Here is a 26,975-nt window from a genome sequence, read left to right on the forward strand (position 1 = left end):
CTCCAACCGCGCTATTATACTTCAAGCTCATTCGTTTGAATTAAATAGCGCATAACTTCAATTACAGCTACGTATAAATCTTCTGGAATCGTCTCATCTTCCTCGACTTGATAATATAAAGAACGAGCAAGCGGACGGTTTTCCACCATTGGTATTTCTTGTTCTCGGGCAAGCGTTCGTATGTATAATGCGAGCTCATCTTCCCCTTTTGCAACGACAATTGGCGCCGCATCAACCTGTTTATTGTACCGAAGTACGACCGAAATATGAGTCGGGTTGTTTACAATAAACGTTGCACCATCCATCTTTTTTGCAATTGTCCCTTGCAAGATCGCATGCATAAAGTTTTTTCGTTTCCCCTTTACTTGTGGGTCCCCTTCATTATCTTTATGCTCTCTTTTTACTTCTTCTTTTTTCATCTTAATATCTTGTTCGTACTCCCATTTTTGATAAATAAAATCAATAATAGAAAGAACGATTAATATAATTAAAATAGCTAAAAAGATAAATTTAATTTGCCTAATAATTTCAGTAAGTGACGCAGTCCAGTTGAATCCAATCATACTAACGATTTTCTCTAAATTCTTTTTAAAGAGAACGTAAGCGACGTAACCGATTAATCCCATATAAAACAGTGATTTCAAAATATCTACTAAACTTTTACGACTAAACAATCTTGTAAAATAGTTTTTCGGGTTAATACGTGACGCTTTCGGCTTAATGACTTTAGAAGAAAATAAGAAACCGACTTGAATCATATAATTAAATAAATGAAAAGCATATACGAGTATTAATATTGGAGCTGATACTTTTAATAATAAAATACCCATTAAATAAAAATACTCGGTCGAATCTGTATTTTTTCCAATTTGATCAAGCAGCACCGCTACAGAATTTGCAATCTCATAACCGAGCCAATCCCCGAAAAAGTAAACGACAACTGCTAATACGAGAATAGAAAATAAATTATTTAAATCTTTACTCCGGGCAATATTCCCTTCTTCACGCGATTTCTTACGCTTCTGCGGGGTGGCCTTTTCTGTTTTATTATCCTTTGCCATGCGCGTCCCCCTACTTCGTTAAGAAAAAGTTAAATAGTTTCGTATATTCCTCAAGCAATACATCTGTCATATTTTTAAACACATAACCGAGCATCGGTACACTCATCGCAATAAACAAAATACCACACGTAATTTTAATGACGAATGCATTCATAAAAATATTTAATTGCGGAGCATTTTTTGCGATTAAAATAAGAACAAAGTTAATGATAAATAAACTTCCCATAAGCGGAAGAGCAATTTCAACCGCTGATGTAATCGCAAATAATAACGTTGCGAGTAGACTATCTAGAAAACTAGTCGTCAGCAATTTTGAAATCGCCTCTGTATATTGAAACGACTTTAAAATCGTGGCAACGAAATAATTAATGCCGCCAAGTGAAATAAAAATAATGAGGAAAAATATATCAAAAATGGTTGATAGTAAAGTAGACTGTGAGCCTGCATTTACATCAAACAAACTCGCCTGTGATAAACCGATATCAAAGTCTAAAATATGCCCTGCCATTTTTGGAATATTCCACAGCATTTCTACAATTTTTGAAAGCGATAATCCAATTACAATTTGTGTACCTGCATAAGCTGCCACGTCCCAAGTTGTCTTTATGTGAGAGACATCCACTTGATCGGCCACTGTAATGGAAAGAGCAAGTCCAACTGTAACCTTCGCCATTGCTGGAATGGATCGACCTGAGAAAAACGGTAAAAAATATAAAAATGAAGTAATGCGGCAAAACGCAAAAAACGTCGCCGCCCATAATTCCATATTCATTTCAGTTCACCTATCTTAGTACGAACGCAATAGCGATGGAATTTTATCAAATAAATCTAAAATAAGCGTCGTTAACTCTTGAAACATCCACGGACCTAAAATGATAATAACGAGTACAATACTCGCCATTTTCGGTAAAAACGTCAGCGTTTGCTCTTGAATTTGCATCATCGCCATAATGACAGCGATGATAATAACGACAATCATACTTACGCCGGCAACCGGCATTAAAATCATAACCCCTTTATAAAAAAAGGTTTGAAAAATATCTATAATTGGTGACGTATTCATTTATATGACTCCTATCACATAGCATCAAACGCTTCAGGCGACCGTTTTAAACATAATGTCGACGATTTTTGTATATCCACCTAAATATACGAAAACGAGTATTTTAAACGGTAAACTTAAAATCATCGGCGGTACCATCATCATCCCGAGGTACATTAAAAGTGTACTAATAATCAAATCTATAAATACAAACGCTAAATAAATGAACATCCCCGTTAATAATCCCTTTTGAATTTGCGTTAACGTAAAGGATGGTACGAGCGTAAATAAGGAAAGATCTTTCAAATCTTTCGGCAACTCTTCTCCGCGCACTTTCAGCATCATTTTTAAATCATGCTTATACGTATGCTTTGACATATACTCTTTCATAATCGGAGCTGTCGTCTCCGCAGCTTGACTTACTGTTATTTTCTCTTTCGTCATCGGATCCCACACATCGCTCTTTAGCTGCCCAAGTACAGGCTGCATCGTAAAGAGTGATAAAAATAAGGCAAGTCCAACAAGTACTTGGTTCGGTGGTAAATTCATCACCCCAAGTCCTTGACGTGTAATCCCAAGAACGATCATAAAATAAGTAAAATGTGTAAATAATAGAACGATAGAAGAAGATAATGATAAAAGGGTAACGAGCGCAAATAATTGTACACTTGAATTACTCGTAAACTCTTTTCCATTTTCGAAATTAATAAAACCGTTCGGGGCCGCATACGCTGGATTTACAAAAATAATTGAAAAAACGATAGAAAATACGAAAATAACGGCTAATAATGATAACTGTTTCTTTATTCTCATGATGGATCCTCTACTTTTTTCGTTTCACTCTTCACCGCGTCTTCTAGCGCTTGTTGAAACTGATTTCCTGTTCCTGTTAATTGCACAGATTGCACACCGTTATTACTAATAACAGTGAACACTTGCTTGCCGTCCACTTCAAATAAAAAGGCGCTCGTTTGATGATTTAAATACACACCGTCTTTCACTTGAATATGGCCATTTTCACCTTGCTTAAAAAACTGCTGCTTGCGCGTCTTTTTCGTCATATAATATGCACCGTAGCCGAGCGCACCAAACAGTAAAACGACTTGAAATAAGGTCGTCATATACGACATATGACTCCTCCTCTACTCTTTATCTTGCATTTGACTTTGCGCTTTCATAAGCGCAGCTTGCTTCTTGTCAGCTTCAATTTCAGAAATGATAATACCGAACTTTTCGTCCATTACGATCGCTTCCCCAATGCCGACTTTCATATTACTTAAATACACATCTACTTTATGTCCTAAGTTTTTCTCTACTTCCAGAACATCGCCCACTTTTAACTGTTTCACATCACCGAGCGTAATAGATGACTTCCCAAGCTTTACACCAAGTTCAATCGAAATATCTGAAACAGTATCAATATGTGCTTTACTTGTTTCATTTCGCTTTCCTGCAAAATCTTCTAATCCCATTAATGATACAGGAGATACTTCATGCTTCATATGGATCCTCCTACTCTACAAAACTTTTAAATAAGAGCGCCTTACGCGTTCCATCTTTTCCAATAAAACAATTAAATTTATGCTTTCCATCTACATAACCGAGTAATTCATCCGAAACTTTCGTATGAAGCGGAATAATATCGCCTTCTTCAATTTGTTCAATCTCACCCATTGTCATCTTTTGCTTGCCAATTGCAACGTGAACAGGTTTATACACTTGATTTACCTTCACTTCCACTTCAGACGTATACTTCTTACGTTTATCCGAAGAATGTTCGACAATATTTTCAGACGTTAACTTATCCATAATTTCTTCAACAGATAAGAACGGAATACCGATACGCACCGTCGTATTCCAAAAATCTGTTTTCATATTTACGTTCAGTAATGAAATGATATCACTCGCTGTCGTAATCTTTAATGCATTCGGATCTGTCTCCGTCGTTACAAATTTCGGTTCAATCGCCACAACACTTTCAAATGATTGCTCTAAATTTTTACAAAGGAGCATAAAAATATTATCCAGTGTTAAAAACTCAAATGCGGTAAGTGGTCTGCGCATCGTAAAGTTACGCTTACTATCTCCACCAAGCCAACATTCATGAATATAAATAACGAACGCTAAATCAATCTCAATAACAATTTCTCCAAGCTCCGGGAGGCCAAGATCAATAACGCAATATAAATAGTAATCTTTCGGCATTTTCTCCACATACTCACTCGTAAACGGAACTTGCTCAACCGTTGAAGGCTCAAGCTCAATTGGAATACGCATACGCGCTGCCAACGTCTGTGACGTCTGTTTACCAAACGTAGAAGCAATTGCTTGCAAACTACGTAAATGCTCAACACCGAACTTCTCCGGTCTATTAAAATCATACTCTTGAAATTTCTCTTGCTTCCCTGCTTCTTGTGCGAAAGCTGGCATTTCCTCGCCTTCATTTACCGCCTTCAGCAGGGCATCAATTTGCTCTTGGCTTAATTTTTCGCCACTCATGACAATCCCCTTCCCTACCTTTTCAATTCAACGATTTCAACGTACATCTTCCCGTTTTTCGTCAAAATCTTTCCGGTTCCAATCTCTTCATTCTCAAGCATAAGACGCACCGTATTTTTCGTTGAATTTTCAAGACGATACAATGTACCTTTCGTAATATGAAGCAAATCTTCAATTTTCTTTTTCGTATTTCCGATTTCAAAATAAATTGTTAACGGAATATCATCTTGTAATTTCAAATCTAGCCAACTCCCATATCATGTTCACGAAAATTTCACGTTCTCTCTATATATGAAACTTCTTATTTTGAAACGTCGATATTTAATATTTTTTTAATATATCCTTGCGTTTCTTTAAATGGCGGTACGCCTCCGTACTTTCTCACATTACCAGGGCCAGCATTATAAGAAGCAAGTGCCAATACTAAGTCGCCGTTATTTTTCTTCAAATAACCGCTTAACTCTTTCACACCGCCCTCAATACTTTCAGCTGGTGAAAATGGATTTTTTATACCCATCTCTTTCACATTCGCTGGCATAAGCTGCATAAGACCCATCGCACCTGCATGTGACACCGTTCTCGGATTAAAATCAGATTCTACTTCAATCATTTTTTGAATTAACGTTTTCGGAATTTCGTATGTACGACTTACACGATCAATAATATCCTCATACTTCCCCTCATTGGAAGAACGTATTTTTTGAATATTATACTTCTTCGTTAATTCCCACGTATCAGCAGCCTCATTTTTCGTTTCTGGGAAACGTCGTTCAAACTCTTTTTGTGCGACTTGCACTTCATCTACGTTCTTCGTTTCAGCTTTTTCTTCAGGCTTACTCGCTTCCTCTACTTTATTAATAGATTGTTCCGGTTTATTTACGACCGTTTCTATTTTCGTAGATTGTACCGGCTGACTCATATCCTCTACACTTGTCGGCTGCGCAGTACCCTTCGTCTCCTTCGCAGGTTCACTCTGCAACTTCTCTTGAAAACGACTACTAACGAATGCTTGTGGACTACTTAACTTTTGCTGAATTTGTCCTTTCTTATATGCAAGCACTTCTTTTACTATATTTCCAACTAACATAATATCACCTTTTCGGTAAACAAAGATAATCTAATATTAGAGTTTTTTTTTAAAGTTTGCAATAATCCTTTTAATAATATTTTAATAAAAAAATGAATATATTGTTAAACTGTTATTTTTTTATATTTATTAATTCGAATTTTTAGTTGACACCCGCTATGACAGGGATTACAATAAATCTCGAAATTGATTTTTTCGCATATTACCGTTTTTCAATTTGCAGAAAAGTCAATATAAAAAAATGGGGGTTCTTAATTATGAGAATTAATACAAACATTAACAGTTTACGCACGCAAGAATACATGCGTCAAAACCAATCAAAAATGAGCAATTCTATGGACCGTTTATCAAGCGGTAAACGTATCAACAACGCTTCTGACGATGCAGCAGGTCTTGCAATCGCAACTCGTATGCGTGCACGTGAAAGTGGTCTAAACGTAGCAGCTAACAACACACAAGACGGTATGTCATTAATCCGTACAGCTGACTCAGCAATGAACTCAGTATCTAACATCTTACTTCGTATGCGTGACATCGCTAACCAATCAGCCAACGGTACGAACACTGATTCAAACAAATCTGCACTACAAAAAGAATTTGTTGAATTACAAAAACAAATTACTTATATTGCAGACAATACTCAATTTAACGATAAGAACTTATTAAAAGAAGATAGCGCAGTTAAGATTCAAACACTTGATTCAAGTAGTGCTGCTCAACAAATTGGTATTGATTTAAAAGGTGTTACTCTAGACAAATTAGGAATTGATAAAATTTCTATTGGTGGTGCTGCTACTACTGCAATTGAACAAACAGACATTGACGCTGTTACTAATGGAATTGGTGCCTTAACAAAAGATTCTACAGTAGCTACTGATATTAAGGCTATTAAGGATAGTTTTGATAAAATCAAAGCAGGCATGGATGCTAAAGATGTTACAGCAATTGAAACTGCTCTTAATGGATTCAAAGATGGTGAAGCAACACCAGCAGCTGCAGGTGTTGACGCTATTCAAGCTGCTTTAGCAGGTGCTAAACTTCCTACAGCAACAGCTGCAGCTGACAAAGTAGATGCTTTAGCAGCTGTCGAAGCAATTGATAAAGCTCTAACAACAGTTGCTGACAACCGCGCAACTCTAGGTGCTACATTAAACCGCTTAGACTTTAACGTAAACAACCTTAAGAGCCAATCTTCTTCTATGGCTTCAGCTGCTTCTCAAATCGAAGACGCTGACATGGCGAAAGAAATGTCTGAAATGACTAAGTTCAAAATCTTGAACGAAGCTGGAATCAGCATGCTTTCTCAAGCAAACCAAACTCCACAAATGGTTTCTAAATTATTACAATAAGCCATTTGAGTTAGTTTCCTGAATAAACCTCTCCGCTTGCGGAGAGGTTTATTTTTTCTATATAGATGAATTATTTGTAAGATCTTTCTTTTTTAGGTAGGAGAGAGCATCCGCGTTGCCTAGCAATGATTATTAACCTATCTCTATCCCCTCTCTCGTTAAAACACAACTAGAAGATAAGCATAAGTCCTTTTTTCTTTTCATAGCTGTTTATCGGCTTTAAAACTATATATATGAATTTATAAAATGAGGAGTGTATATTATGCGTATTGGTACGAATGTCTTGAGTATGAATGCTAGGCAATCACTATATGAGAAAGAAAAACGTATGAATATTGCAATGGAGCATTTGGCTACTGGTAAGAAGTTAAACCATGCTTCTGATAATCCTGCGAATATTGCAATTGTGACTCGTATGCATGCGAGAGCCAGCGGTATGCGTGTGGCGATTCGTAATAATGAGGATGCAATATCGATGCTTCGCACGGCAGAGGCTGCCCTTCAAACTGTGACGAATATTTTACAGCGTATGCGTGATTTAGCTATTCAGTCTGCGAACGATACAAATTCAAATAAAAACCGTGATTCGTTACATAAAGAGTTTCAATCTTTAACAGAGCAAATTGGCTATATAGGTGAGACGACTGAGTTTAATGATTTATCCGTGTTCGACGGCCAAAACCGTCCTGTTACATTAGATGATATTGGTCATACAGTAAATATAACGAAACACATCCCCCCTTCCCCTACACAACATGACATCAACATTTCAACAGAACAAGAAGCAAGAGCGGCAATTCGTAAAATTGAAGAGGCTTTACAAAATATATCCCTTTATCGTGCTGATCTTGGGGCTATGATCAATCGTTTACAGTTTAATATTGAAAATTTAAATAGCCAAAGTATGGCCCTAACAGATGCTGCATCTCGGATTGAAGATGCGGATATGGCGCAGGAAATGAGCGGTTTTTTAAAGTTTAAATTGTTAACTGAAGTTGCCCTTAGTATGGTTTCACAAGCAAATCAAATACCGCAAATGTTTTCCAAGCTACTACAATCTTAAAAATCATCTTCCTTCTTTGAAACGATTCCATACAAAACAAAAGGGAAATACATATAAACTATGTATCTCCCTTTTATTTTGTACCCAAATTTTATTACTGCGTTACACTCATAACCTGTCCACTACGATCAACCATAATTTTCATTTTACCGTCTTGTGCGTTATATAACCCTAATTTATGCAAATCTTGTTTACATTCTTTTACGAAGAAAGGCAATGTGCGAATTTGATCAATATCAGAGCTCGTAATGAAATGAATTAAATGATGCGTCATTTCTTTTATATCATGAACAAGCTCTTCCTTTTCTCGCTTTAACCTTTCATTTTCAACCCGTAATACATGTAATTCGCCCTCAAGACCACGAGTATTCTTTTCACCTTTTGAACGCTCTGCAGCCATGCTAGAAAGCTTATAGATTCCTTCCATGAACTGATGTAGTTCATGTTCTTTTCTTTCACTACACTGGCTAATCGTTTCAAAATTATCAACAATACCAGATATAACTGTTACAAGGCTTTTTTCGTTCTCTGTATTTGGAACTTCATTTCTTAATTCTTGTTTGTTTTCTTTTTTCATTTCAACAATTGGTTCTTTTACAGGCGTATATTTTCGCTTTCGTCCTGGTTTTTGTTTTTCAATATTTTCAAACGGTATTTCACATTTTTTTAATTTGTAATACGTATTTTGTAATTGACTTGCTGTTTTTGGAAAAAGATTTAGTTCTTTTTTACTAACGTATTTTGAAATATTCATAATGTTTAAACCGTGACGTTGGGAAAATTGATACACTTCATACAGTAACTCTAACTCAGACTTCAGCCATGTAATTGTAGATTTTTCATACACCCGCATCCCGCCATTTTTTTCTATATCTATTTGAAATAATACCATTCTATTATATAAATCAACTAATTCTTCATACTCTACTCGGAATTGTTTCTCTATTTTTTTTAATTCCTCTTCTAGTTGTACATCGTTCATTTTATTATTTGACATGTTTTGTAAAAGATTTAATACATTGATTGCTGTGTGGTGATACATAATCTGTGCCACTCCCCCTCATCCTTTCACAATTCTCATCTGACTCCCATGTCTTTTCAGAAAATAGCAATTTTTACATATCCATATTATAACATTTCGAAATTATCTGTCAAATATTAAACATACAAAAATGTATAGAAAGTATAGAAATAGAAAAATTATTTTTAATTAATATGTATAATTACATATTAATTATATTATATGGTATTTCGGATATATTTTCACCGAAAAAGTTTGCGTTACTACGCAACCTTACTAGCATATTCCAAAAATACGCTCTCTTATATTTTCAAATAAACAAGCTCGCTATTTATTCATTAAACGAATTGAAAATCTCGAAATAGAGACTATTTATACAGCCACAAACACTCCAGAAATGTTTAATCTTCCTACCTGTACAGCAGAGTATAGAATACAAAAAAGGAACTAGCCAGTACTACTTACACGTGGCTAGTTCCCTCATCCCTACTAAAAAATAGAGTTGTATATCAGTTCTTCAAACCCTCAATCAAAGGCTCTATTCTTCTACTGACCTAAAACCACTCCATATATCTGGTCTCACATCGCATCGGGCTCTATTAGGCACTGACCGCCACCACGCATGGTTAGAGCTTCTATTCCAGCTAAAAAAAGCTTTTCAAAACGTTTTTTACAGCACTAACTTATCAACTAAGCCAATTAACTCTTGAATATCTGGCTTACTTACTTGCGCATTTGCTCCTACAGCTTCGCCTTTATGGAATAATTCATTTGTAATTAATGAAGAGAAAATAATGACCGGTAAACGATTCATTACTTCACTATCCTTAACAACTTTCGTTAAATGATGTCCGTCCATTTTCGGCATTTCAATATCAGTAATTAGCAGGTGAATATGTTCAAACATTTTTTCCCCTTGCTCTTTCGCTAATTTTTCAATTTGCGCTAATGCTTCTGCACCATTGCTGAAGAAATTCATTTTCGTATATCCAGCTGATGATAATGTTTCTTCTAATATTTGACGAAGCATTGCTGAATCTTCTGCAATATAAATCACTTTTTCAGCTCGATCCGTTTTTTGCTCTAAACCTGCAAGTGATTTATTGTCATAGCCAGTACCGCTAATTTCACATACAATTTTCTCGTAATCTAATAGTAAGATGATTTTTCCATCTAGCTTTACAATACCAGATGTCGTTTCCTCTAGTCCCATAGATAATGAAGCTGGCTCATCAATTTGTTCCCACGAAATACGTTGAATACGATGCACTTCATCAACGCGGAAAATAACTTTCATTTGGTTTAATTCAGAGATAATAAATTTCGTTTGATCAAGTGGCTTTGTTGATTTTAAATTAAGAGCCGTTGCTAAATTAATAACAGGTAAAATTTCACCACGTACTTGAACAACACCCTCAACTGCATGATGAGATTCTGGCACAGTTGTAACAGGGAATGGATTAATGATTTCACGTACTTTCATTACATTAATACTAAATAGGTTTTCACCAACAGTATATGTGACAATCTCTAATTCATTTGTTCCACTTTCTAATAAAATACTTTGTGCTTGTGACATAAAGGTGTCGCTCCCCTTCCATTAATTCCGTATATCTAATTATTAAGCTTTATTAAACCGAAAAAGTCAACTACCTATATGAAAAATATAGATAGTCGAACGATTTATTTTAAAAGACGCTTACTCTTGTATAAACGAAGCAAGTGCCTCTAATAATACTTCTTGTGCTCCTACAATTTCTGTCGGCATTGCTTCCCACTTTTTCGAAAGCTCCGTTTCTACTCTTATTCTTAGCTCCGAATCCATTTCTTCTAGCACATATTCTTTCGTCGCTATATCAACATCAAGTAGCGCAAGCGCATATAATTCTGGATCATTTATTTTTTTAAATAATTGTTTCAATATAGATGGTGCTATATGTTTTAATTTTTCAATATGAATTTCCTTATCCGAAAACAGTAACTCATATTGAATAAACGTAACATTTTCTTTAATCACTTTAAAATAGCAATTATTTTTTTTATCATTTACAAAGTAACCGTTCGGATCTGCAATAATACTCTCTACTTTACGAATTAAATCTGGCAAACTACTCGCCGCCATTACAGTCCGCTGCTCAACCTCACTTGGCGAAATGAATGTAACGCGATACTTATTCTGCGCCATCCTCCTCACCTCTCCTTTTATAGAAATCTATCGTCACATACTATCTAGAAGGCACTGGCCTAATATGAAATGATTATCTCATTCCCAACCATCTCCGTACGCCTCCATAGCTCTATTCTTACAAATAGGAGCTCGTCTGGATCATAACTGTTTATCCACACTAAACTTTGCTTACCTCTTCTTATACTACCCTAGTAACTCTCCATACCTCTGTCCTTACACACCAGTCGCGGCCCTATTAGGCACTAACCGCTCCAAAACAACGCTAGGTCCTCTCTTCAACCCTAAAAAGAGCTTTTAAGGTCTTTTTAGATCTTTTTAAGAGCTTTTCAATAACTCGATGTTATTGAACCAAAATGCAATCTGCTGATCCGTTATCCCTGATAGTGTAATAAAAAACTCACGGCACTTCATCTCGTCCTTGAACAGTTGGTACTTCCATTCTCCTTCGTTACCAACACTTACGAAATAAAACTCATGAATACGGCCAATGATTGATTGCTTTTCACCAAATGAATATGCAGGTACTTGCTTAATTTCAAAGTGATCAGGTAAATATATATGCTCTTCTCGTTCCATTTTTAACACTTGCTCTGCAAGTTCACGTTTATTCTCGAAAAAAGGCAATTGTAAAATTCGCTCTTGTCTTGTCGTCATACGAATAAAAAACCCTTTCTACTACATTACAATTTTACTTTATGATATATTATCGAATTAAGTTTACAACTTCATTTAATACTTCATCTGACACTTTAATTACTTTTGCATTTCCTTGGAATCCACGTTGATAAAGCATTAAATCAACAAATTCTACAGATAAATCTACGTTTGAACTTTCTTTTGCTGACCCTCGTACATTACCTGCACCATTCTCACCAGCAACACCTACTCCTGGAATACCCGCTGATGGTGTCGCAACGTAATTTCCATTCCCTGTTTTCATTAATCCACCTGAATTCGGGAATGTAGCTACAGCTAGTTGTCCTACAACTTTCATACTACCATCTGAATATTTCATCATAACGAAACCACCGTCAGAAATAGAATAATCATTTGCAATCGCAGCTGGGCGCCCCGTTACTTCTGTTGTAGAAATAGTTTTCCCTGTCGGATAATTTGTTAAACCACTTAAATCCAGTTTCAATCCCTTTCCAAAAGGAATATCAACCGTTCCACCTTTAGTAATTTCGCCAGTTACTGGATCTTTTTGTACAGGTTCATCTGTTTGCTTTAAATTTCCTAATGTATCAAATATAAGCGGTTTGTTGTCCGGCATACCTTCAATAGGCTTAAATTCTTTTTCGTTTTTAGAATCATTTCTTACAGAAACTGAATATGTATATTCACCTGGCACTGGCTTTTCAACTTCTTTACCATCTACAGTCTCTTTTGTAGTCTTTTGTTTAATATTTACACGTAACGTTAACGAGTTCCCTTCCGCATCAAAAACTGTGAATTCGTGAGATAATGCATTTTGGTTTCTAGGAAGGTTTCCGCCTATTGTCGCTTTATCTGTTTGAATCCCACCAACAGCTGATCCCATTGGAATATGAATTGGGCTTGGTCGTGAAGAAAAATCTACTTCTTGTGTTCCTGTTTTTACACCATAACCTAGTACATACTGTCCACCTGTATTTGTAACATAGCTATCTTTCGATACACCAAAAGACCCTTTTCTCGTATACTCTACATTTCCAGCATTACGATCACCAACTAAAAACAAACCGTTTCCTTCTATCGCTGTCTCCATCTTATCACTAGTTAAAGTAATAGAGCCATCACTAAAATCTGTAGATGTCCCACTGAACTTTACACCGTTACCAATACTCTTTGGATTCGTACCAGCATAAGCACCATCACCACGTGAACCAACTGTATTATTATATAGCAAATCATCAAAAATAGCCTTTTGCTTTTTATATCCAACTGTTTGTGCATTTGCAATATTATTTGAAGTAACACTTAATGCATTTTGTGCTGCATTCATCCCTGTAATACTTGTATATAACGCTTTAATCATAACCTTTGTACACTCCTTTTATTAATCTGGCTTAACCTCTTCATTTTTTTCTATATCATCTTTCTTCTCATCTTCCGGATTAGTTTCTGTTATCGGTTTATCAGAAACCCTTTCTATGAAACGAAGTGAGACAACTTGATTATCAACAATCAGTTGCACATCGTTATTTTCAGCAAGTCGAACTGTTTCCACTTGACCAGTCACTTGCTTTCCATTATTGCTTACACCTCTAACGTACTTTCCTAAAAACTTCATCCCTCCATCAAGAGCCGTCGAATACATCGTTGATTGCAGTTTATCTACTGCTTTCGTCATATTCTGTACTTGCTCCATAAGCGATAGCTGTGCTGTTTGGTTCATCATTTGGTTCATATCCATCGCATTAAACGGGTCTTGATGTTGAAAGCTTGCTAAGAAAAGTTTCAGGAAATCATCTTTATCCATAATACCGGGTGTTTTTTGAGTACTTGCTGATACTCCGTTTGCTTGTTGAGCTGTCGACTGTGCACCAGTAACAGATGCGTTTTTTGTTTGTGCTCCTGCTTGTAACGGAATATGATTTGTACTCGTTGTATTTAATCCAACTGTTGGCACACTTTATTCCTCCAATAATCCCGCAAATTCTTTTGAATGTTGTTTTTCATGTTTCGTACTTGCTAATTTTTGTTTTTGTCTTTGCTCTTGTTCTCGCTGTTCTTTTCGATTTTCATCTTTATCTGAATAGCTAATTTGAATATTGATTTCTTTTTCTTTTAACTTCAGTCTCAATTCATCAAAAATGATTTCAACACGTTTTTTCGCATCATGTTTTTCCATTTCTACGTGAACATCAATTTGATCTCCATGTTTTTTCATAAACACCGTTAATGTACCAAGTTTTTCTGGATTTAACTGAAATAAAACACGCTCTTGTTTCACTACAAATTTTTGCAACGCTTCTACTTGTGCTTCCATTTTCTTTCCTAAGTCAGGTAACGTAACTTTCTCAGCGCCACTATTTGATTTTCCTATTTGATCCGTACCCGTTGCTTTATTTAATAACTCCGCACCCGTTGAACTCGAATCGTTTAACACATCACCTTCAGGCAACTCTCTCTTTACATCATCGCCCTCAGCTTTTGGAAGATCTACATCTAAGTTTTTGGAGTCTTCTTGTTTCTTTGCAATATTACAAGTTTCTGTTTCTACCACTTTCAATACTTGCATCGTTTGCTCCGGCATCTTCATTTTGTCTAATACCATTTGCATTGTATCTTCTAAACATATAGCATTTTTGATATTCATATTTGAAAGAAGCTCTTGCAACTGTTGTAATTCATTGGCGGGTAATTCGTTAAGTTTTATATTCCCATATTCTTTATATAGCTCTTGTATTTTTTGTATGTATTGATATAACAATTCCGGTTGCACACGTAATTGTTCAATTGCAACCATTTGCTCAGATACAGCTAATAGTAACTGTTCTGTCTCTTTTTTTTCTTCTTTCTTTACAATTGGCTCTTCTTTCGTTACTGATTGTTTAGAAAGAATATATTCTTTTTTTTCTTCTTTTGGTGCTTCTTCTTGTTTCATTTTCTCCGTTTTCGGCTGCTTTTTATTTTCCATTCTCATCGTACGATCGAATGAAGAATCTTCACTTTTTGATTGTACTTCTAGCCCTTTTTCTTTTTGCGGAGGTAAACTTTGTTGCACCGGTAATACAGACTGTATCACTATATTCACCTCATCCATTCATACACATTTTCAAATCAAGAAGCATTTTTTCTTCCTGCTTTTCTCGTACTTTAGCAAGCTTTCTACAACCTTCTTGATACATCTCATCAATGACACGTTCTTTTTCTTTTACTTGCTCTAAAAGGCTTTCATTTTTTCGAATAAAATCTTCCGTTTTTTTAATTTTCCGATTCCATTCTTCTATTCTTTCAGGTGAAAACGTATGTGACGAAAGCATACCGGCCATTATACGCTGCCCAGTTTGTACGACTTTACTACGCGATTTTACTACATATAAATCATATTCTTTTTTTTGTTCTATTTTTCTTTTTTCACCTGTTAATTCATACACTTCTTTCAAAATCTGTTCTTTTTCTTGATTTATTTGCAATTTTATCGTGTCGTACTGCTGCTTATCCACCTGTTTTCATAGCCCCTTCCTATTATAACGTTCTCTTTTTCTATTATATAGTTTTTTTCCAAAAAAATCTGTGAAATATTAAAAAACAAAAAAATAAGACCTCTTGGGCTGAGGTCTTATACTGTATGGTGCATCGCTTCAACAATATCATCAAGTTGGAAACTATCAGATCGACCTTGTTTTAAAAACGTATTTATACCTTCTACTTTGTTTTTACATTCAAAAATATAAGCATTTTCTGCATTTTCTTGAATCGTCCCTAATTTAAAATACAATTCATTTTCTTTATAAACAGATAAGATTTTTCTCATTTCATTTGCAAGTTGCCAATGAGTTGGCGAAACAATTTCTTCCATAATCCTACTCACTGAGTCTAGCACTGAAATAGCAGGGTAATGACTAAGTGTTGCAAGTTCACGTTTTAACACAATATGCCCATCTAAAATACCTCGTGCTAAATCTGGTACAGGTCCGTTTAAATCATCCCCATCAACGAGTACGGTATAAATACCTGTTATGGATCCCTTTTGTGTTTTCCCAGAGCGCTCTAACAGCTTCTTCATATAACTTTCCATTAAGAGTGTTTTACCACCGATCGGCAACTCTTTAACGGCAATATCAACACTTCTACGCGCATCAGCAAAACGAGTAACAGAGTCCATCATAAGTAGTACGTTATTACCTTGATCACGGAAATATTCAGCAATAGACGTTGCAAGTTTCGCTGCACGAAGTTGCATTAGGTGACTTTCATCTGACGTCGCTACAACAACGACGCTTTTTCGCATTCCTTCTTCACCTAATTCTTTTCGAATAAAGTCTTTTACTTCCCGGCCACGTTCTCCTACTAAGCTAATAACATTAATGTCAGCTTTTGCATTTTTTGCAATCATTCCGAGTAAAGTAGATTTACCAACACCAGAACCTGCAAAAATACCAATCTTTTGACCGATGCCAATTGTTAGCATAGAATCAATCGATTTGATTCCAGTTTCAAATACATCGGTAATTTCTTCACGTTCAAATGCATGAATAGGCGGGGCATCTAGTTTTATTTTTTGTAATGGAATATTCTCTGCATCCTCATTTAGTACTTCGCCATTTGCGCTTAACACTTTTCCGAGTAAATGATTCCCACGAGGTATGACAACATCTTCTGCAACTAATGCAACTGAATCTCCATAACATACTTTTTCTGTTTGTTCAAATGGAAGTAACATGTTGTTCTCTTTTTCGATTGCAATTACTTCACATAAGACGCTATGTTCTCCAACGAGACAAACATCACCGATTTTCGCCTTTGGCCCTTTCGCTACGAAAAACTGTTCTTGTACACTATGAACTTTACCGACTTTCGTATAAAACGGCGTTTCAATAAATGTATTCCATTTTTGGTTTTCATTCATTAATAGTCGATTCATACATTTTGCTCCTCAAATAACTTCTCTTCTTCCCATTTTTGGCGAAGTTTCGCAAATATAGGTGCAAATTTAAATTCAAAGAACTCTTTCTCTTCTTCTAGAACAAATTCACCGAACTGTAAGGAGAAATCATATTTCCATTCTACTAATTGTAGTAACCAATACTCTTTCGTATTTTCCTTCTCTTCTTGAATACGTTCAAATGTTTCTGGGTGTACGGTAATGACTAATTTTTCAAACGAAGTAGGCAACGTTTGAACGATACCAGTTAAAATGGGTAACACATCAAGCAATCGTGAATCTACCGCTTGATTCACGATTTTTTCTGCTAGATGAAAAGATTGATCCCATAATAACTCTGTCCATTCATATGCTGTTTCTTGTTGTTCTTTTTGAAACTGCATACGTGCTGCTTCCATCTGTTCCATTTGTTCATGAATATGCATTTGAAATTGCTCTTTATCTTGCAATAGCTGTTGACGCTCTCGTTCTAGCATTTGCTGTTCTTGCCTTAGTTGATTCAGTTCAGTATGTAATGATTGTTGCTGTGCAAGAAGCTCTTCATGGTCCACCTGTATTTCTTCTTCGACTTGAACTGGTATTGGTTTTGGAAATTGTAATTCATACGTTTCTTCAGAAAAAGAAACAGAATTCTTCGGAATTCTGTTTTTAAATAAGGACATCATCTTCACCTCTTTGAACGATAATTCTTCCTTCCTTCTCTAGCTTTTTCACTGTGCCTGTAATCGTTTGCTGTGCCTTTTCAGCATCCGTCATCTTAAGCGGCCCTAAGCCATCTAATTCTTCTAGAATCATCTCTTTACGGTTTGAAGACATACATGTAAATAATTTCTCTTTAATTTCTTCTTTTGCAATTTTAAGTGCTTTCGCAATAACACCGTTATCTGTAATTTCTTCTAATACACGACGAAGTGCAAGATCTTCAAGTCCGAGTAAGTCTTCAAATACAAACATGTTTTCTTTAATTTTCTCAGATAACTCATAATCCATTTCATCCAGCTTTTGAAAGACTGTTTTTTCAACACCTCGTGAAACATTATTTAAAATGTTTACTATTGTTTTCAAGCCATCCGTTTTATTAATTGCATTAAATGCCATATTATTTAATTTTGATTTTAATAAATCACCAATTTGATTTATTAATTCACCATCAACTTGCTCTAGCTTCGCAATCCCCATTACCGTTTCTACTCGCTTATGATCTGGTAATCTCTCAATTAATTGAGAAGCAAGCTGCGGTTTAATATAAGAAGCGATAATCGCAATCGTTTGTGGCGATTCATCATTAAGTACAGTAAGAAGCGGTTCTAAATCCGCAAGTGAATTTAAGAATTCAAACGGATTATCTTTGTTATACCAAAGATCTTCCAATAATTTTTCTAGTTCGTCTTCTGGCATATTTTTAAATATGCGACGAATATATTCTTTATCCGGAGTCACTAGGTTTAATTCTTTTACATTTAATTCATACAAGAACTCCCCTAGTACATTTTCTAACGTTTCCGGTTTATATACACGAAACTTCGCGATTTCACGAAGTAATACTTCTTTTTCCTCAGCCGTCATATATTCAATGACTTTTGCTGCCACCCCTTCTTCTAATGTACGAATAAGGATGGCAGCTTTTTCTTTGGAGGAGATTTCATCTAACATCGTTGTTCCTCCCTTACTGTCCATTTAACCATTTTTTAATTACTTTTGCAGTGCCTTCTACATGTTCTTTCGTAGCATCATGCACTTGTTCATCTAACGTTGGTTCTTTCGGTTCTTCTGGTTCTGGTTTTGACTCTGGTACTATTTTTTCTTCAGGAATTTCCATAATACTTTCATTACTTGCAGCAATTTCCTCTTCTGCTAAGTATTCTTCATATTCCTCTTCTTCTTTCTTTCTCTTACGTCTTGCTAATAAGAACCATACTAGACCACCAATCGCTAATAAACCAGCTGGAATTCCACCGAATAACCACCAGTTTATACCGCTTTCTTCTGGTTCTTTTTTCTTCTCTTCTTTCGGCTGATCAAACTGAACAGTTACAACGTTAACTTGACCGTTTGTAAAGTTTCCATTCGGATCAGCTTGAAGCCCAGCAGCTGTGCCGATTGCTTCTTTGAAAGTAGTCATATCCATTTTTCGTTTTACTAACGTATCGTTGTCTACCCATACTACAACATTTGTTTTTGTTAATTCTGGATGTTTCTTAATCGTTTCAACTGTTTTATCTATTTCATAGTTTTCAATTTTGTTACCATTTTTATTATCGTAGACGATTTTTCCATTTTGATTATTGTTCGTACCGTAATTTGGCACTTCACCGTTCGCTGTAATACCAGCGCCTTGTTTCGTCTCTGCTCCTTCTTGCGCAGTAGAGCTTTCTTCTTGCTCTTGTTTACTACGAAGTACACCTTTATCACCATATTTTTCTGACTGGCGTGTAACTTCATCATAGTTTACAGATACTTTCGTATTCACTTTATATTCATTCGGTTTAAACATCGTCATTAATGTTGCGTCAATATCTTGCTTTAGCTTACCTTCAATTTGATGTTGCATCTCTACTTCTTTTTCATAAGAAGAGGAACTAGTAGAATGCGCTTCATCTGCTCCTTTTGAGATAATACCTTTTTTACTATCAATCACGCTTACTTCTTCTGCTTTTACACCTGGAACTGCAGCACTAATCATTTGCTGTATACCTGCAACTTGATCTGCCGTTAATAATTGGCCACGCTTCACTCCAACCGTAATCGCAGCTGTTCCTTTTGCTTTTTCTTCATCAAAAATTGTCTCTTTTTCAGGTAATGTAATTTGAACATTCGCCGTTTCAACTGTCGCAAAGTTTCTTACGATATCTTGCTCCAATTGCTTTTTCGTACCGACAATTTGCTTCATTTTTTTATCTTGCTCACTTGAACCGAGCGAGCTTTCTAATAAAATTTCCTCACCGCTTTTAGAATTAAACGGTAAGCCCATTCCATTCATTTCTTTCCGAACCCATGGAGCATCATTTTTTTGCACACGAATCGATCCATCGGCCGCTAACTGATAATCGACACCTAACTTTGATAATTCTGCTGTAATCTCTTGCTTATCTGTATCATTTAAATTTTGATATACAACAACATATTTATCTGGCAAGGTGAAGTATAAAAGTGCTCCTGTTACAATCGCTAAAAGCGCAGCACCGATTACTAGCTTATGCCACGTTTTTAACGATTGGATAACATTTTTTATCTTTTCCATTTAAACACACCCGTCCACTTTCCTAAATTTGCATATTAATTAGTGACTTATAATTTTCAATAAGATTATCACGTACGAGAGCAGCCGTTTTCATTTGAGACTCAGCTTTCTTCTGCTGAATTAAAACGTCATGCGTTTCTCCTACTCCTTTAGTTAGTAAATCATATACTGCTGTTTGCGCATTGTTTTGCGTTTGATTCATATCTTCCAATAAATCAATAAACTTTTTCCCCTCAACTACAGATGTTTGAGACGTTTTCGGTGCACCAATTGACTGAATTGCTCCAAATGGCTGTGTATTTAACATTGGTTGGATTTTCATATTACTATATTCCCCCTTATCCTCGGCCGATTTCTAAATCTTTATCAAGCATTTTTTTATTCGCATTTAATACACTTGTATTCGCTTCGTACATTTTTTGGGCAACCATTACATTCGTCATTTCAGCAGTCACATCAATATTTGGATAACGTACATATCCTTCTTCATTTGCATGGGGATGTGTTGGGTCATACACTAAGTTTTCAGTTTTATCTGCTTCAATACTTTTTATTTTCACCCCATTAGTAGGAGACCCATCTAACATATTTGCAAAACTATTGTTTGATTCTAGTACTACGCTACGACGCTCATATAAATTTGCCCCCGGAGCCGCCGTTGTATTTGCATTTACAATATTGTTAGAAGTAACTTCCATCCACTTTCTTGCTGTCGTTAGCCCTGAGCCACTTGCATTAATTGCCTGAAACATCGTTGTCTCTCCTTCTACTTTTAACGTCCGCGTGCCGCTTGGTTAATTGCATATTGTGTATTAATCGCGTTAATTGAAATACCATATAACTGATTTGCTTTCATTAAATCTAGCATTTCTGTCGTTACATCCACACTATTTCCATCTTTATTCGTTTGCATTGATTTTGTTTGAATCTTTGCATATGTATTTTTCGTATTCACTGTCGGTAAGTGCATTTCATTCGTTTGATATAAATCTGGATTGCTCTTTAAGTCCGCAGCATTGTTTTTATATAATGCACTACTTTTATTCATTTGCTCAGCAAATGCTACATCTTGTGCTTTATAACCAGGTGTATTCGCATTTGCAATATTACTAGAAACCGTATTTCGTTTCGTCACTAAATAATTCATATAATGGCCTACATCACTCACTAAATCCGGCATATTCCACACCCTTTCTTTTTTAACTTAATGATCCACTGATGGAAGTTTCACTTCATTATTTATTTTCTTATATGTATTTATTAAAATATTAACAATCATGTACCCTTACATATTTTATTCCATTTTTTCATTGTTGTCTTTAGAAAAATACAAAAATATAAAAAAGAATACAAAAAAACTGTATTCACGCAATAATCTATGAAACATTTCAATATATGATCTACAAACTAAAGTTCATTTTCATATTATTTAGATTACTACTATTTTTTCATTACAGTCATAAAATGAAACCTCAATCAGCGGAAGTCTTTATTTAAACAAAGGAATGGATCCCCTCTTAAAAGGGGAATCCGTTTCTAAACTCAATCATTAAAATTTACCGTAAAATGAATTAGCTTTCATGCGCCCATCATTTGTCATAATCATTTCTTCCAAAATCTTTTGCTTATCTCGAATATGCTGTGCCGCTTTAATAATAAATGGGCTTACTTCTGCTGCAACTTGCGCACGTGTTTCCTCATCCAATGTCATCATCCAGCGATTTAGCATCTCACTCTTCTCAGCAAACTCTCCATCTGACACTTGCAATTCACCGATTTCATTAAAACAGCCGACAAACGTCCGATAAATATCATTGTTCATTTTCAAGTGCTCCGCGGTAACCGTCTATTAAATCTTGTAACACTTTCACAATCGCATCCATGTCTTTTGCTTCACGCGTTACTTTCATCGTTTGAATTTGAATGCTAATCCAATCGTATAAACCGTACAGACTATCATATAAATCTTTTGTAATTTCAGGATTTAATTGAAGCTTTAATTCTTCAAAAATACGTTCTAACTTTTCAAGAAGTGCATCTCCTTCTTGTATTTTAAAAGCATTCAACAGTTCTTCTAAATTACGAAACTCTACAATACATCTTTCATAAATAAAAATTGTATTTTTAATTGGATTACTCGTCATAATATCATTTTGCATATAACGTTGCCATGCTTGCATACAATCACTTCCTTACCTTTCATTAATCATCACTTTTTTGTTTTGTCATTGCTTTAATTGTTTTTAATTGGCTATCAAGCGCCGCTAATGTACTTTCTAGCTTTTGATACTTCTTCACAATTTCATCTTGTTTTTGCAAGTTTTGCGTCTCAATATCTTTAATCTTTTTATCTAAATCACTTACACGTGAATCAATGTTTTTTACTCGTTCTCCAACTACACCTTTATCACCAAATAACTTATCAAGTGGTTCTTCCATCATTTTTCCTAAACCGTTAGAACTAAAGAAAAATTGCTTCGCTGCATCTGGCTTCTCTTTTAGTGCTTGTGTTAATTTTTCATCATTAACTTCCATCGTTCCATCTTGCTTTAATTGAATACCAAATGAGAATAAGTAATTGCCCTCTTGTGAAAATGTTACAACATTGTTCATAGCTTGACGCACACTTTGCATAATAGCTTGTCCTTGGAAGGCCCCACCTTTACCAGCAAAGATATCTACTGTAGCAACAGCTTTATTATAATCTGCAACCATCTTTTTAATAATATTTGATGCGTCTGTTACGTTTGAGTCACTTACTGTGAATTTTAGATCTATGCCTTTTGCTTTTGGTTCTGTTGTTGTACCTGCATCTGATGTTCCTTCTACTTTCGGCTCAGTTACTTTTAACAATTCAATTTTCACGCCTGGAAGAGCTTCAATTGTATTGCTAGGACTTTTACCTTCAATACCATTAATAGTATATTTTGCATCTAATGCTTCGTTAATAGTATTTAATTTCATTTCCGTGGCAAGTGGGTCTTTTCCTTCCACTTTCGAATAAAACAAATCTGTAAGTACATTCGGTGGTGTCTTTTCTAATTTAATTTCATTCATTGCCCCTTCTTTTTTCGAGGTCATGAAAATTTTATCTCCAAGTGTATAAGCCGATACACCATAATCTCCGTCATTAATTTTATTAATTAAATCCTTATATGTCATATCAGTTGTTACTTTTAGTTCTTTATCACCTAGTTTTATTGTTTCATCTTTAGGAAGCTTCGCATTTATATCAGTAACCTTATTAGAGGCTATTTGATGACGCTGTGCAAGCTGAGTAATCGTCATATTAAAAGTGCCAGCAATTGCACCACCATCAGCTTTTACATCTATATAGCCTTCTTGCGTTGTCGTTACTTTTTTTTCATTCCCTTTAAAAGCCGCTAAGTTTTTAAAAGTTTGTGTGAAAGAGCTAAATTCCGATTTCAAACTTGTATATAATAGTTTATCATTTGTAAGATCGTTCTTTTCTTTCGTATACGGTGTTTTCCTCATATCTAACGCTTGCAGCTCTAATTCTACTAGGTTAGAAGTATCGATCATATTATTTCCAAGGTTCCAAATCTGTTGTCTACCACCAATACCTGTCATCGTTGTTCCTGCCATTTTTCTCACTCCCTGTATATTACATGTAGTCTAAAATACTCGTTTTACTCATCGTACTAACTGCTTTAAGCGTTGCTTCATACGTTGCGTTTATATAAGCTAAATCAGAGATTGCTACCGCTAAATCAACATCTTCAATTTCTTTACGATTTTCTTGAAGCGCTAGGTTTTGCTCGCTTAAAATTGTTTTGAACGTCTCCATTGTGTTCATTGTCGAACCAACTTCAGTTGTACGATTAATGATGCCATCTAAATTTTTCTTATTTTCTCCTAATAAAGGCTGTAATGCTTTTTGGTCACCTTTTTGCATCGCTTCGCTCATCTGTTTTAACGTATTTATAACAGGAGATAATAGCGCTTCGCCGTTACGAAATGCTTTTAATTCATAACCGTCATTTAGTTGCCAGTTCACATCATTTTGTCCACCTTGATACGTACCATCTTCTGTAAATGGTGGCTTCTCTGCACTATCACCACCGAAAATATAACGGCCTTGCTCTTTCGTATTCGCTAAATATACAACTTGTTTTAAAATTTGATCAATCTCTGCACCGATTGCTTTCAATTCTTTTTCACCATTTTGCTCACTTAATGCTTGTACTGTTAATTGATCTGCTCTCGTTAAAGATTTCAAAACACCTTGTAAAGTATTTTCAGTTTGTGTTAATACATTTTTCGAATCCGCTATATCTTTTTGCATTTGCTCCATATTCGCCAATGAATGTTGAATTGCAAATGATTTACTTGCTGCAAGTGGATCTTCACTCATAAAAAGGTTTTTCTTCCCTGAAGTTACTTGATTTCGGTGGTATTGTTGTTGCACATTCAAATCCATTAACTGATTCTTTGCCCAGCTTGCATTTTGAAATGTAGATACTCTCATTTCTATCTCCTCCTTATATATTTCCAATCAATTACTATCACTTATCGAATAATCGAAAATAGACTATCAAACACTTCATTCATCGTAGTGATAGCTTTAGAGTTTGCGACGAAGTATTTTTGGAAGGCCATTAAATTAACCATTTCCTCTTCCATATTCACACCTTCAACACCCATTTTTTCTTGCTGAATCCCCTCTAATAAATCCCCATGAATTTTTTGATAAGCATTCACTGCACTTTTATCAGATGCAACACCAACTACGAATTGGTCTAATGCTTGTTTATAAGAAAGACCTTCTTTATAATTTCCATCTGTAATTGCTGCTAGTTTATTTGCTGTTTCAGCTGATATTTTCATTTTCGAAACATCTTTTGCAAATTCAGGGTTTAATTTCATATCTTTCGCTTGATCTCCAACGAAGAACTCTTTTCCCATTACTGTGTTCACTTCATTCTTTACAGAGCTCATTAATTCTTCAAGGTTTTTCTTATAACTAGCAATCTTCGCTTTCGTATCGATCGCTGATTGGATTGCTCCACTAGTTAAAGGAATTTCCGAACCGTAAATTTCAGCAGTCATTGGTTCCTTTTCTTTATTTAATTGAAGTGGATATGTATCTTGTCCATTTACTGTTAAAACACCATTCATTCTAACACTCGCGATATTAGGATTCATAGATTCATAAGACACTTCTATATTTGCATACTTAGACATTTCTGTAATGATACGATCACGTTCATCCAAAAGTTGATTTGGTACTTGTGTACCTGCTTGTCCAATTTTTTTATTCGCTTCCGCTAAGCTGCCAGCAAGACGATTAAATTCATTGACATGCGCTTCAATATCTTCTCTCGTTTGTGCTTCTGCTGTATCTAAACCTTTCGCCAGACGATTTACTTGGCTTGTAAACTTCCCAGTTTCAGCAATTAATGTGTCATAGTAATTTGGTTGTTCTGGATTTTTTGCAACTTCACGAAAGGCATTAAAGAAGCCATCCATTAAACTAGATAATGAATTCTTTCCTGTCGTTCCAACCATAGATTCTACACGTGATAAAGTCGAATTCATGTAGTTATAGTATGAGAGTTGAGATAATTGATCGTTAAACTGTTTCGTCTTCACTTCATCTGTAATACGGTCAACACCTAGCGTTTGTACACCGTAACCTATTTTTTGTTCCGGTGAATAGCCATGACTTGCTCCAGCCGATCCGTAATTCACCATTTGACGCACATAACCAGGCGTATGAATGTTAGATAAATTTTGTTTCGTCGTTTGTAATCCCATTTGTGCCGCTAACAAACCCGATAGCGGCGTATTATAATCAGATAGTCTCATTATGTTTCACTTCCCCTTTACAATAGTTCGTTCATAAAGATTTGTGAATTATTGTTTCGCTCTAAATTATATTCAGAAACGGAATCCACAATACTTTCTGTAGTTTTTAATAGTACGTTTAAGTAATATTGATTTTTCAAAAGAATCATTTTTACATTCTCTTCTAATTCAGCTACATTTTTTTGTAATTCTTCCATTTTTTCAATTTCTTCATGAGAAAAATACGAAAATAACGCACTTACGCGAAATGATTCCACGCCCTGTTCTTTACAAAACTGAACAACCATTTCTTCAAATGAACTTGATAACTTTTTTAAACCATCAATGTACTGCAATTGCTCTACTTGTAACTTTTGAACTGCATTTACATTTTTATGTTTTAAATTCTCATATATTTGTTCTCCAAGCGCTTGAATGTTTTCATATGCTTTTTGAATAATAACGAGCTTTTCATATAATTGTATGTACATATAGCTTCCTTCCCTTTTACAAGACTAAATTTACAATTAAACCGTGGATTTCCCCAATTTGATTTAACATTTCTAAATGTCCCGTTTTCGTATTAATTAAATTCATAACATCTTCTAACTCATTTAATCCCATTTCCGCCTGTTTCACAATCGTCATTTTCTGTGAATATCCGTAACGCGGATGGCGAGACATGACATCTTTATATTGCAATACATTATCTACGTAAAAATTCAAAAATGATTTTACTGTATTTTTGTATTCCATTACATTATCAAGCGTTAATTCCATTTCAATTTTCTCTTTAATTTCTCCAATGTTATCGACAAATGCTTCCATTTGTTCTAACAATTTATCTTTTTTCGGATCTGCATGCAAATTATCCGAAAATGCAAGTCCTGTCCTGACATTTGCTTCTTTCGGCATTTGAGTAGCAGGCGGTATATGCGATAAAATTGGATTATGCGAGATCGAACGCAGCATATATATCACCTATTTATTTTTTTATTTCTTCCTAAACTTAATCGTAAAATC

The 26,975-nt window shown here is 35.2% G+C and carries 33 protein-coding genes; 2 read left to right on the forward strand and 31 right to left on the reverse strand.

Translation table 11 applies throughout. The features are described from left to right. Positions 1–14 precede the first annotated feature (14 nt). From flhB to MKO96_RS06265, 9 genes are all read right to left on the reverse strand, one after another. Entirely contained in the window at positions 15–1,061 is a 1,047-nt protein-coding gene (flhB, locus tag MKO96_RS06225; RefSeq protein ID WP_240587029.1) for a flagellar type III secretion system protein FlhB, read from the reverse strand. A 10-nt stretch (positions 1,062–1,071) separates the two neighbouring features. Beyond that, complete coding sequence (locus tag MKO96_RS06230) at positions 1,072–1,833, reverse strand: flagellar biosynthetic protein FliR (protein WP_001055715.1); 762 nt, start codon at positions 1,831–1,833, stop codon at positions 1,072–1,074. Between the two features lie 15 nt (positions 1,834–1,848). Then, the gene (locus tag MKO96_RS06235) at positions 1,849–2,124 is read right to left on the reverse strand and encodes a flagellar biosynthetic protein FliQ (RefSeq protein ID WP_001098085.1); all 276 of its coding nucleotides are present in this window, start codon (positions 2,122–2,124) and stop codon (positions 1,849–1,851) included. Between the two features lie 33 nt (positions 2,125–2,157). After that, positions 2,158–2,916 carry a flagellar type III secretion system pore protein FliP gene (locus MKO96_RS06240; RefSeq protein WP_001220582.1) on the reverse strand — a complete coding sequence of 253 codons (759 nt, stop codon included), beginning with the start codon at positions 2,914–2,916 and terminating at the stop codon, positions 2,158–2,160. Then, a complete protein-coding gene (locus MKO96_RS06245) occupies positions 2,913–3,233 on the reverse strand; it encodes a hypothetical protein (protein ID WP_000121176.1) in 321 nt (106 codons plus the stop codon). The genes MKO96_RS06240 and MKO96_RS06245 overlap by 4 nt, the downstream gene beginning before the upstream one ends. 12 nt (positions 3,234–3,245) lie before the next feature. Further along, positions 3,246–3,605 carry a flagellar motor switch protein FliN gene (gene fliN, locus MKO96_RS06250; RefSeq protein WP_048561255.1) on the reverse strand — a complete coding sequence of 120 codons (360 nt, stop codon included), beginning with the start codon at positions 3,603–3,605 and terminating at the stop codon, positions 3,246–3,248. 10 nt (positions 3,606–3,615) lie between these two features. Next, positions 3,616–4,602 carry a flagellar motor switch protein FliM gene (gene fliM, locus MKO96_RS06255; protein ID WP_088112728.1) on the reverse strand — a complete coding sequence of 329 codons (987 nt, stop codon included), beginning with the start codon at positions 4,600–4,602 and terminating at the stop codon, positions 3,616–3,618. A gap of 14 nt (positions 4,603–4,616) precedes the next feature. Then, a complete protein-coding gene (locus MKO96_RS06260) occupies positions 4,617–4,841 on the reverse strand; it encodes a flagellar motor switch protein FliN (RefSeq protein ID WP_000775712.1) in 225 nt (74 codons plus the stop codon). Between the two features lie 62 nt (positions 4,842–4,903). Beyond that, a complete protein-coding gene (locus MKO96_RS06265) occupies positions 4,904–5,689 on the reverse strand; it encodes a lytic transglycosylase domain-containing protein (protein WP_240587030.1) in 786 nt (261 codons plus the stop codon). A 257-nt stretch (positions 5,690–5,946) separates the two neighbouring features. On the opposite strand from MKO96_RS06265, the gene MKO96_RS06270 reads away from it, so the two are divergent. Together MKO96_RS06270 and MKO96_RS06275 are read left to right on the forward strand one after the other, a co-directional pair. Then, positions 5,947–7,038: a flagellin N-terminal helical domain-containing protein gene (locus MKO96_RS06270; RefSeq protein WP_088121775.1), complete on the forward strand. Its 1,092-nt coding sequence runs from the start codon at positions 5,947–5,949 to the stop codon at positions 7,036–7,038. Between the two features lie 262 nt (positions 7,039–7,300). After that, on the forward strand, positions 7,301–8,101 hold the full coding sequence (locus tag MKO96_RS06275; protein WP_240587031.1) for a flagellin N-terminal helical domain-containing protein: 801 nt from the start codon (positions 7,301–7,303) through the stop codon (positions 8,099–8,101). 94 nt (positions 8,102–8,195) lie between these two features. Here MKO96_RS06275 and MKO96_RS06280 read toward each other — a convergent pair whose 3' ends face one another. The 22 genes from MKO96_RS06280 to MKO96_RS06385 all read right to left on the reverse strand — a co-directional run bounded on the left by MKO96_RS06280 (position 8,196) and on the right by MKO96_RS06385 (position 26,924). Further along, entirely contained in the window at positions 8,196–9,143 is a 948-nt protein-coding gene (locus tag MKO96_RS06280) for a DNA-binding domain-containing protein (RefSeq protein ID WP_240587388.1), read from the reverse strand. A gap of 649 nt (positions 9,144–9,792) precedes the next feature. Continuing rightward, the gene (locus MKO96_RS06285; RefSeq protein ID WP_064459934.1) at positions 9,793–10,701 is read right to left on the reverse strand and encodes a chemotaxis protein; all 909 of its coding nucleotides are present in this window, start codon (positions 10,699–10,701) and stop codon (positions 9,793–9,795) included. Between the two features lie 120 nt (positions 10,702–10,821). Further along, positions 10,822–11,307 (reverse strand): hypothetical protein, encoded by a 486-nt coding sequence (locus tag MKO96_RS06290; RefSeq protein ID WP_042874817.1) that lies wholly within the window; start codon positions 11,305–11,307, stop codon positions 10,822–10,824. Between the two features lie 318 nt (positions 11,308–11,625). Beyond that, positions 11,626–11,964, reverse strand: coding sequence for a DUF3964 family protein (locus MKO96_RS06295; protein WP_240587032.1), 339 nt, complete (start codon positions 11,962–11,964; stop codon positions 11,626–11,628). A gap of 49 nt (positions 11,965–12,013) precedes the next feature. Beyond that, a complete protein-coding gene (gene flgE / locus MKO96_RS06300) occupies positions 12,014–13,327 on the reverse strand; it encodes a flagellar hook protein FlgE (RefSeq protein WP_240587033.1) in 1,314 nt (437 codons plus the stop codon). A gap of 21 nt (positions 13,328–13,348) precedes the next feature. Then, positions 13,349–13,921, reverse strand: a complete 573-nt coding sequence (locus MKO96_RS06305) for a flagellar hook assembly protein FlgD (RefSeq protein ID WP_001143481.1) — start codon at positions 13,919–13,921, stop codon at positions 13,349–13,351. A 3-nt stretch (positions 13,922–13,924) separates the two neighbouring features. Continuing rightward, on the reverse strand, positions 13,925–15,040 hold the full coding sequence (locus tag MKO96_RS06310; protein WP_240587034.1) for a flagellar hook-length control protein FliK: 1,116 nt from the start codon (positions 15,038–15,040) through the stop codon (positions 13,925–13,927). 10 nt (positions 15,041–15,050) lie between these two features. Then, a complete protein-coding gene (locus tag MKO96_RS06315; RefSeq protein WP_048566834.1) occupies positions 15,051–15,461 on the reverse strand; it encodes a hypothetical protein in 411 nt (136 codons plus the stop codon). Positions 15,462–15,577: 116 nt separating this feature from the next. Then, complete coding sequence (locus MKO96_RS06320) at positions 15,578–16,882, reverse strand: flagellar protein export ATPase FliI (RefSeq protein ID WP_240587035.1); 1,305 nt, start codon at positions 16,880–16,882, stop codon at positions 15,578–15,580. Then, complete coding sequence (locus tag MKO96_RS06325; protein ID WP_240587036.1) at positions 16,879–17,565, reverse strand: FliH/SctL family protein; 687 nt, start codon at positions 17,563–17,565, stop codon at positions 16,879–16,881. Before MKO96_RS06325 ends, MKO96_RS06320 begins: the two co-directional genes overlap by 4 nt. Beyond that, on the reverse strand, positions 17,552–18,556 hold the full coding sequence (locus MKO96_RS06330; protein ID WP_000883360.1) for a flagellar motor switch protein FliG: 1,005 nt from the start codon (positions 18,554–18,556) through the stop codon (positions 17,552–17,554). The genes MKO96_RS06325 and MKO96_RS06330 overlap by 14 nt, the downstream gene beginning before the upstream one ends. A 13-nt stretch (positions 18,557–18,569) precedes the next feature. After that, entirely contained in the window at positions 18,570–20,144 is a 1,575-nt protein-coding gene (locus MKO96_RS06335; RefSeq protein ID WP_240587037.1) for a flagellar M-ring protein FliF, read from the reverse strand. 22 nt (positions 20,145–20,166) lie between these two features. Then, a complete protein-coding gene (gene fliE / locus MKO96_RS06340) occupies positions 20,167–20,466 on the reverse strand; it encodes a flagellar hook-basal body complex protein FliE (RefSeq protein ID WP_000701682.1) in 300 nt (99 codons plus the stop codon). A gap of 16 nt (positions 20,467–20,482) precedes the next feature. Further along, positions 20,483–20,896 (reverse strand): flagellar basal body rod protein FlgC, encoded by a 414-nt coding sequence (flgC, locus tag MKO96_RS06345; RefSeq protein WP_042511534.1) that lies wholly within the window; start codon positions 20,894–20,896, stop codon positions 20,483–20,485. A gap of 20 nt (positions 20,897–20,916) precedes the next feature. Continuing rightward, complete coding sequence (flgB, locus tag MKO96_RS06350) at positions 20,917–21,324, reverse strand: flagellar basal body rod protein FlgB (protein WP_240587038.1); 408 nt, start codon at positions 21,322–21,324, stop codon at positions 20,917–20,919. Between the two features lie 369 nt (positions 21,325–21,693). Then, entirely contained in the window at positions 21,694–21,966 is a 273-nt protein-coding gene (locus MKO96_RS06355) for a hypothetical protein (RefSeq protein ID WP_001058080.1), read from the reverse strand. Beyond that, on the reverse strand, positions 21,956–22,324 hold the full coding sequence (locus tag MKO96_RS06360; RefSeq protein WP_087951926.1) for a flagellar export chaperone FliS: 369 nt from the start codon (positions 22,322–22,324) through the stop codon (positions 21,956–21,958). The genes MKO96_RS06355 and MKO96_RS06360 overlap by 11 nt, the downstream gene beginning before the upstream one ends. Before the next feature lie 22 nt (positions 22,325–22,346). Next, entirely contained in the window at positions 22,347–23,750 is a 1,404-nt protein-coding gene (locus tag MKO96_RS06365; protein ID WP_048561270.1) for a flagellar hook-associated protein 2, read from the reverse strand. A gap of 19 nt (positions 23,751–23,769) precedes the next feature. Further along, positions 23,770–24,633 (reverse strand): flagellar hook-associated protein 3, encoded by an 864-nt coding sequence (locus tag MKO96_RS06370; protein ID WP_048561271.1) that lies wholly within the window; start codon positions 24,631–24,633, stop codon positions 23,770–23,772. Between the two features lie 41 nt (positions 24,634–24,674). Further along, a complete protein-coding gene (flgK, locus tag MKO96_RS06375) occupies positions 24,675–25,973 on the reverse strand; it encodes a flagellar hook-associated protein FlgK (RefSeq protein WP_071743550.1) in 1,299 nt (432 codons plus the stop codon). A gap of 17 nt (positions 25,974–25,990) precedes the next feature. Continuing rightward, positions 25,991–26,443 (reverse strand): hypothetical protein, encoded by a 453-nt coding sequence (locus MKO96_RS06380; RefSeq protein ID WP_048561273.1) that lies wholly within the window; start codon positions 26,441–26,443, stop codon positions 25,991–25,993. Positions 26,444–26,459: 16 nt separating this feature from the next. After that, positions 26,460–26,924 carry a YaaR family protein gene (locus tag MKO96_RS06385; protein WP_000946323.1) on the reverse strand — a complete coding sequence of 155 codons (465 nt, stop codon included), beginning with the start codon at positions 26,922–26,924 and terminating at the stop codon, positions 26,460–26,462. Between the last annotated feature and the right edge of the window lie 51 nt (positions 26,925–26,975).

Origin of the sequence: Bacillus sp. ES1-5 (genome assembly GCF_022487605.1) — a bacterium.
Taxonomy (GTDB): domain Bacteria; phylum Bacillota; class Bacilli; order Bacillales; family Bacillaceae_G; genus Bacillus_A; species Bacillus_A wiedmannii.

What these genes read in the sequence shown, in the direction of transcription:
- flhB (WP_240587029.1), bottom strand. Translation starts at nt 1,061, where the DNA reads ATGGCAAAGGATAATAAAACAGAAAAGGCCACCCCGCAGAAGCGTAAG.
- MKO96_RS06230 (WP_001055715.1), bottom strand. Translation starts at nt 1,833, where the DNA reads ATGAATATGGAATTATGGGCGGCGACGTTTTTTGCGTTTTGCCGCATT.
- MKO96_RS06235 (WP_001098085.1), bottom strand. Translation starts at nt 2,124, where the DNA reads ATGAATACGTCACCAATTATAGATATTTTTCAAACCTTTTTTTATAAA.
- MKO96_RS06240 (WP_001220582.1), bottom strand. Translation starts at nt 2,916, where the DNA reads ATGAGAATAAAGAAACAGTTATCATTATTAGCCGTTATTTTCGTATTT.
- MKO96_RS06245 (WP_000121176.1), bottom strand. Translation starts at nt 3,233, where the DNA reads ATGTCGTATATGACGACCTTATTTCAAGTCGTTTTACTGTTTGGTGCG.
- fliN (WP_048561255.1), bottom strand. Translation starts at nt 3,605, where the DNA reads ATGAAGCATGAAGTATCTCCTGTATCATTAATGGGATTAGAAGATTTT.
- fliM (WP_088112728.1), bottom strand. Translation starts at nt 4,602, where the DNA reads ATGAGTGGCGAAAAATTAAGCCAAGAGCAAATTGATGCCCTGCTGAAG.
- MKO96_RS06265 (WP_240587030.1), bottom strand. Translation starts at nt 5,689, where the DNA reads ATGTTAGTTGGAAATATAGTAAAAGAAGTGCTTGCATATAAGAAAGGA.
- MKO96_RS06270 (WP_088121775.1), top strand. Translation starts at nt 5,947, where the DNA reads ATGAGAATTAATACAAACATTAACAGTTTACGCACGCAAGAATACATG.
- MKO96_RS06275 (WP_240587031.1), top strand. Translation starts at nt 7,301, where the DNA reads ATGCGTATTGGTACGAATGTCTTGAGTATGAATGCTAGGCAATCACTA.
- MKO96_RS06280 (WP_240587388.1), bottom strand. Translation starts at nt 9,143, where the DNA reads ATGTATCACCACACAGCAATCAATGTATTAAATCTTTTACAAAACATG.
- MKO96_RS06285 (WP_064459934.1), bottom strand. Translation starts at nt 10,701, where the DNA reads ATGTCACAAGCACAAAGTATTTTATTAGAAAGTGGAACAAATGAATTA.
- MKO96_RS06290 (WP_042874817.1), bottom strand. Translation starts at nt 11,307, where the DNA reads ATGGCGCAGAATAAGTATCGCGTTACATTCATTTCGCCAAGTGAGGTT.
- MKO96_RS06295 (WP_240587032.1), bottom strand. Translation starts at nt 11,964, where the DNA reads ATGACGACAAGACAAGAGCGAATTTTACAATTGCCTTTTTTCGAGAAT.
- flgE (WP_240587033.1), bottom strand. Translation starts at nt 13,327, where the DNA reads ATGATTAAAGCGTTATATACAAGTATTACAGGGATGAATGCAGCACAA.
- MKO96_RS06320 (WP_240587035.1), bottom strand. Translation starts at nt 16,882, where the DNA reads ATGAATCGACTATTAATGAATGAAAACCAAAAATGGAATACATTTATT.
- MKO96_RS06325 (WP_240587036.1), bottom strand. Translation starts at nt 17,565, where the DNA reads ATGTCCTTATTTAAAAACAGAATTCCGAAGAATTCTGTTTCTTTTTCT.
- MKO96_RS06330 (WP_000883360.1), bottom strand. Translation starts at nt 18,556, where the DNA reads ATGTTAGATGAAATCTCCTCCAAAGAAAAAGCTGCCATCCTTATTCGT.
- MKO96_RS06335 (WP_240587037.1), bottom strand. Translation starts at nt 20,144, where the DNA reads ATGGAAAAGATAAAAAATGTTATCCAATCGTTAAAAACGTGGCATAAG.
- fliE (WP_000701682.1), bottom strand. Translation starts at nt 20,466, where the DNA reads ATGAAAATCCAACCAATGTTAAATACACAGCCATTTGGAGCAATTCAG.
- flgC (WP_042511534.1), bottom strand. Translation starts at nt 20,896, where the DNA reads ATGTTTCAGGCAATTAATGCAAGTGGCTCAGGGCTAACGACAGCAAGA.
- flgB (WP_240587038.1), bottom strand. Translation starts at nt 21,324, where the DNA reads ATGCCGGATTTAGTGAGTGATGTAGGCCATTATATGAATTATTTAGTG.
- MKO96_RS06355 (WP_001058080.1), bottom strand. Translation starts at nt 21,966, where the DNA reads ATGAACAATGATATTTATCGGACGTTTGTCGGCTGTTTTAATGAAATC.
- MKO96_RS06360 (WP_087951926.1), bottom strand. Translation starts at nt 22,324, where the DNA reads ATGCAAGCATGGCAACGTTATATGCAAAATGATATTATGACGAGTAAT.
- MKO96_RS06365 (WP_048561270.1), bottom strand. Translation starts at nt 23,750, where the DNA reads ATGGCAGGAACAACGATGACAGGTATTGGTGGTAGACAACAGATTTGG.
- MKO96_RS06370 (WP_048561271.1), bottom strand. Translation starts at nt 24,633, where the DNA reads ATGAGAGTATCTACATTTCAAAATGCAAGCTGGGCAAAGAATCAGTTA.
- flgK (WP_071743550.1), bottom strand. Translation starts at nt 25,973, where the DNA reads ATGAGACTATCTGATTATAATACGCCGCTATCGGGTTTGTTAGCGGCA.
- MKO96_RS06380 (WP_048561273.1), bottom strand. Translation starts at nt 26,443, where the DNA reads ATGTACATACAATTATATGAAAAGCTCGTTATTATTCAAAAAGCATAT.
- MKO96_RS06385 (WP_000946323.1), bottom strand. Translation starts at nt 26,924, where the DNA reads ATGCTGCGTTCGATCTCGCATAATCCAATTTTATCGCATATACCGCCT.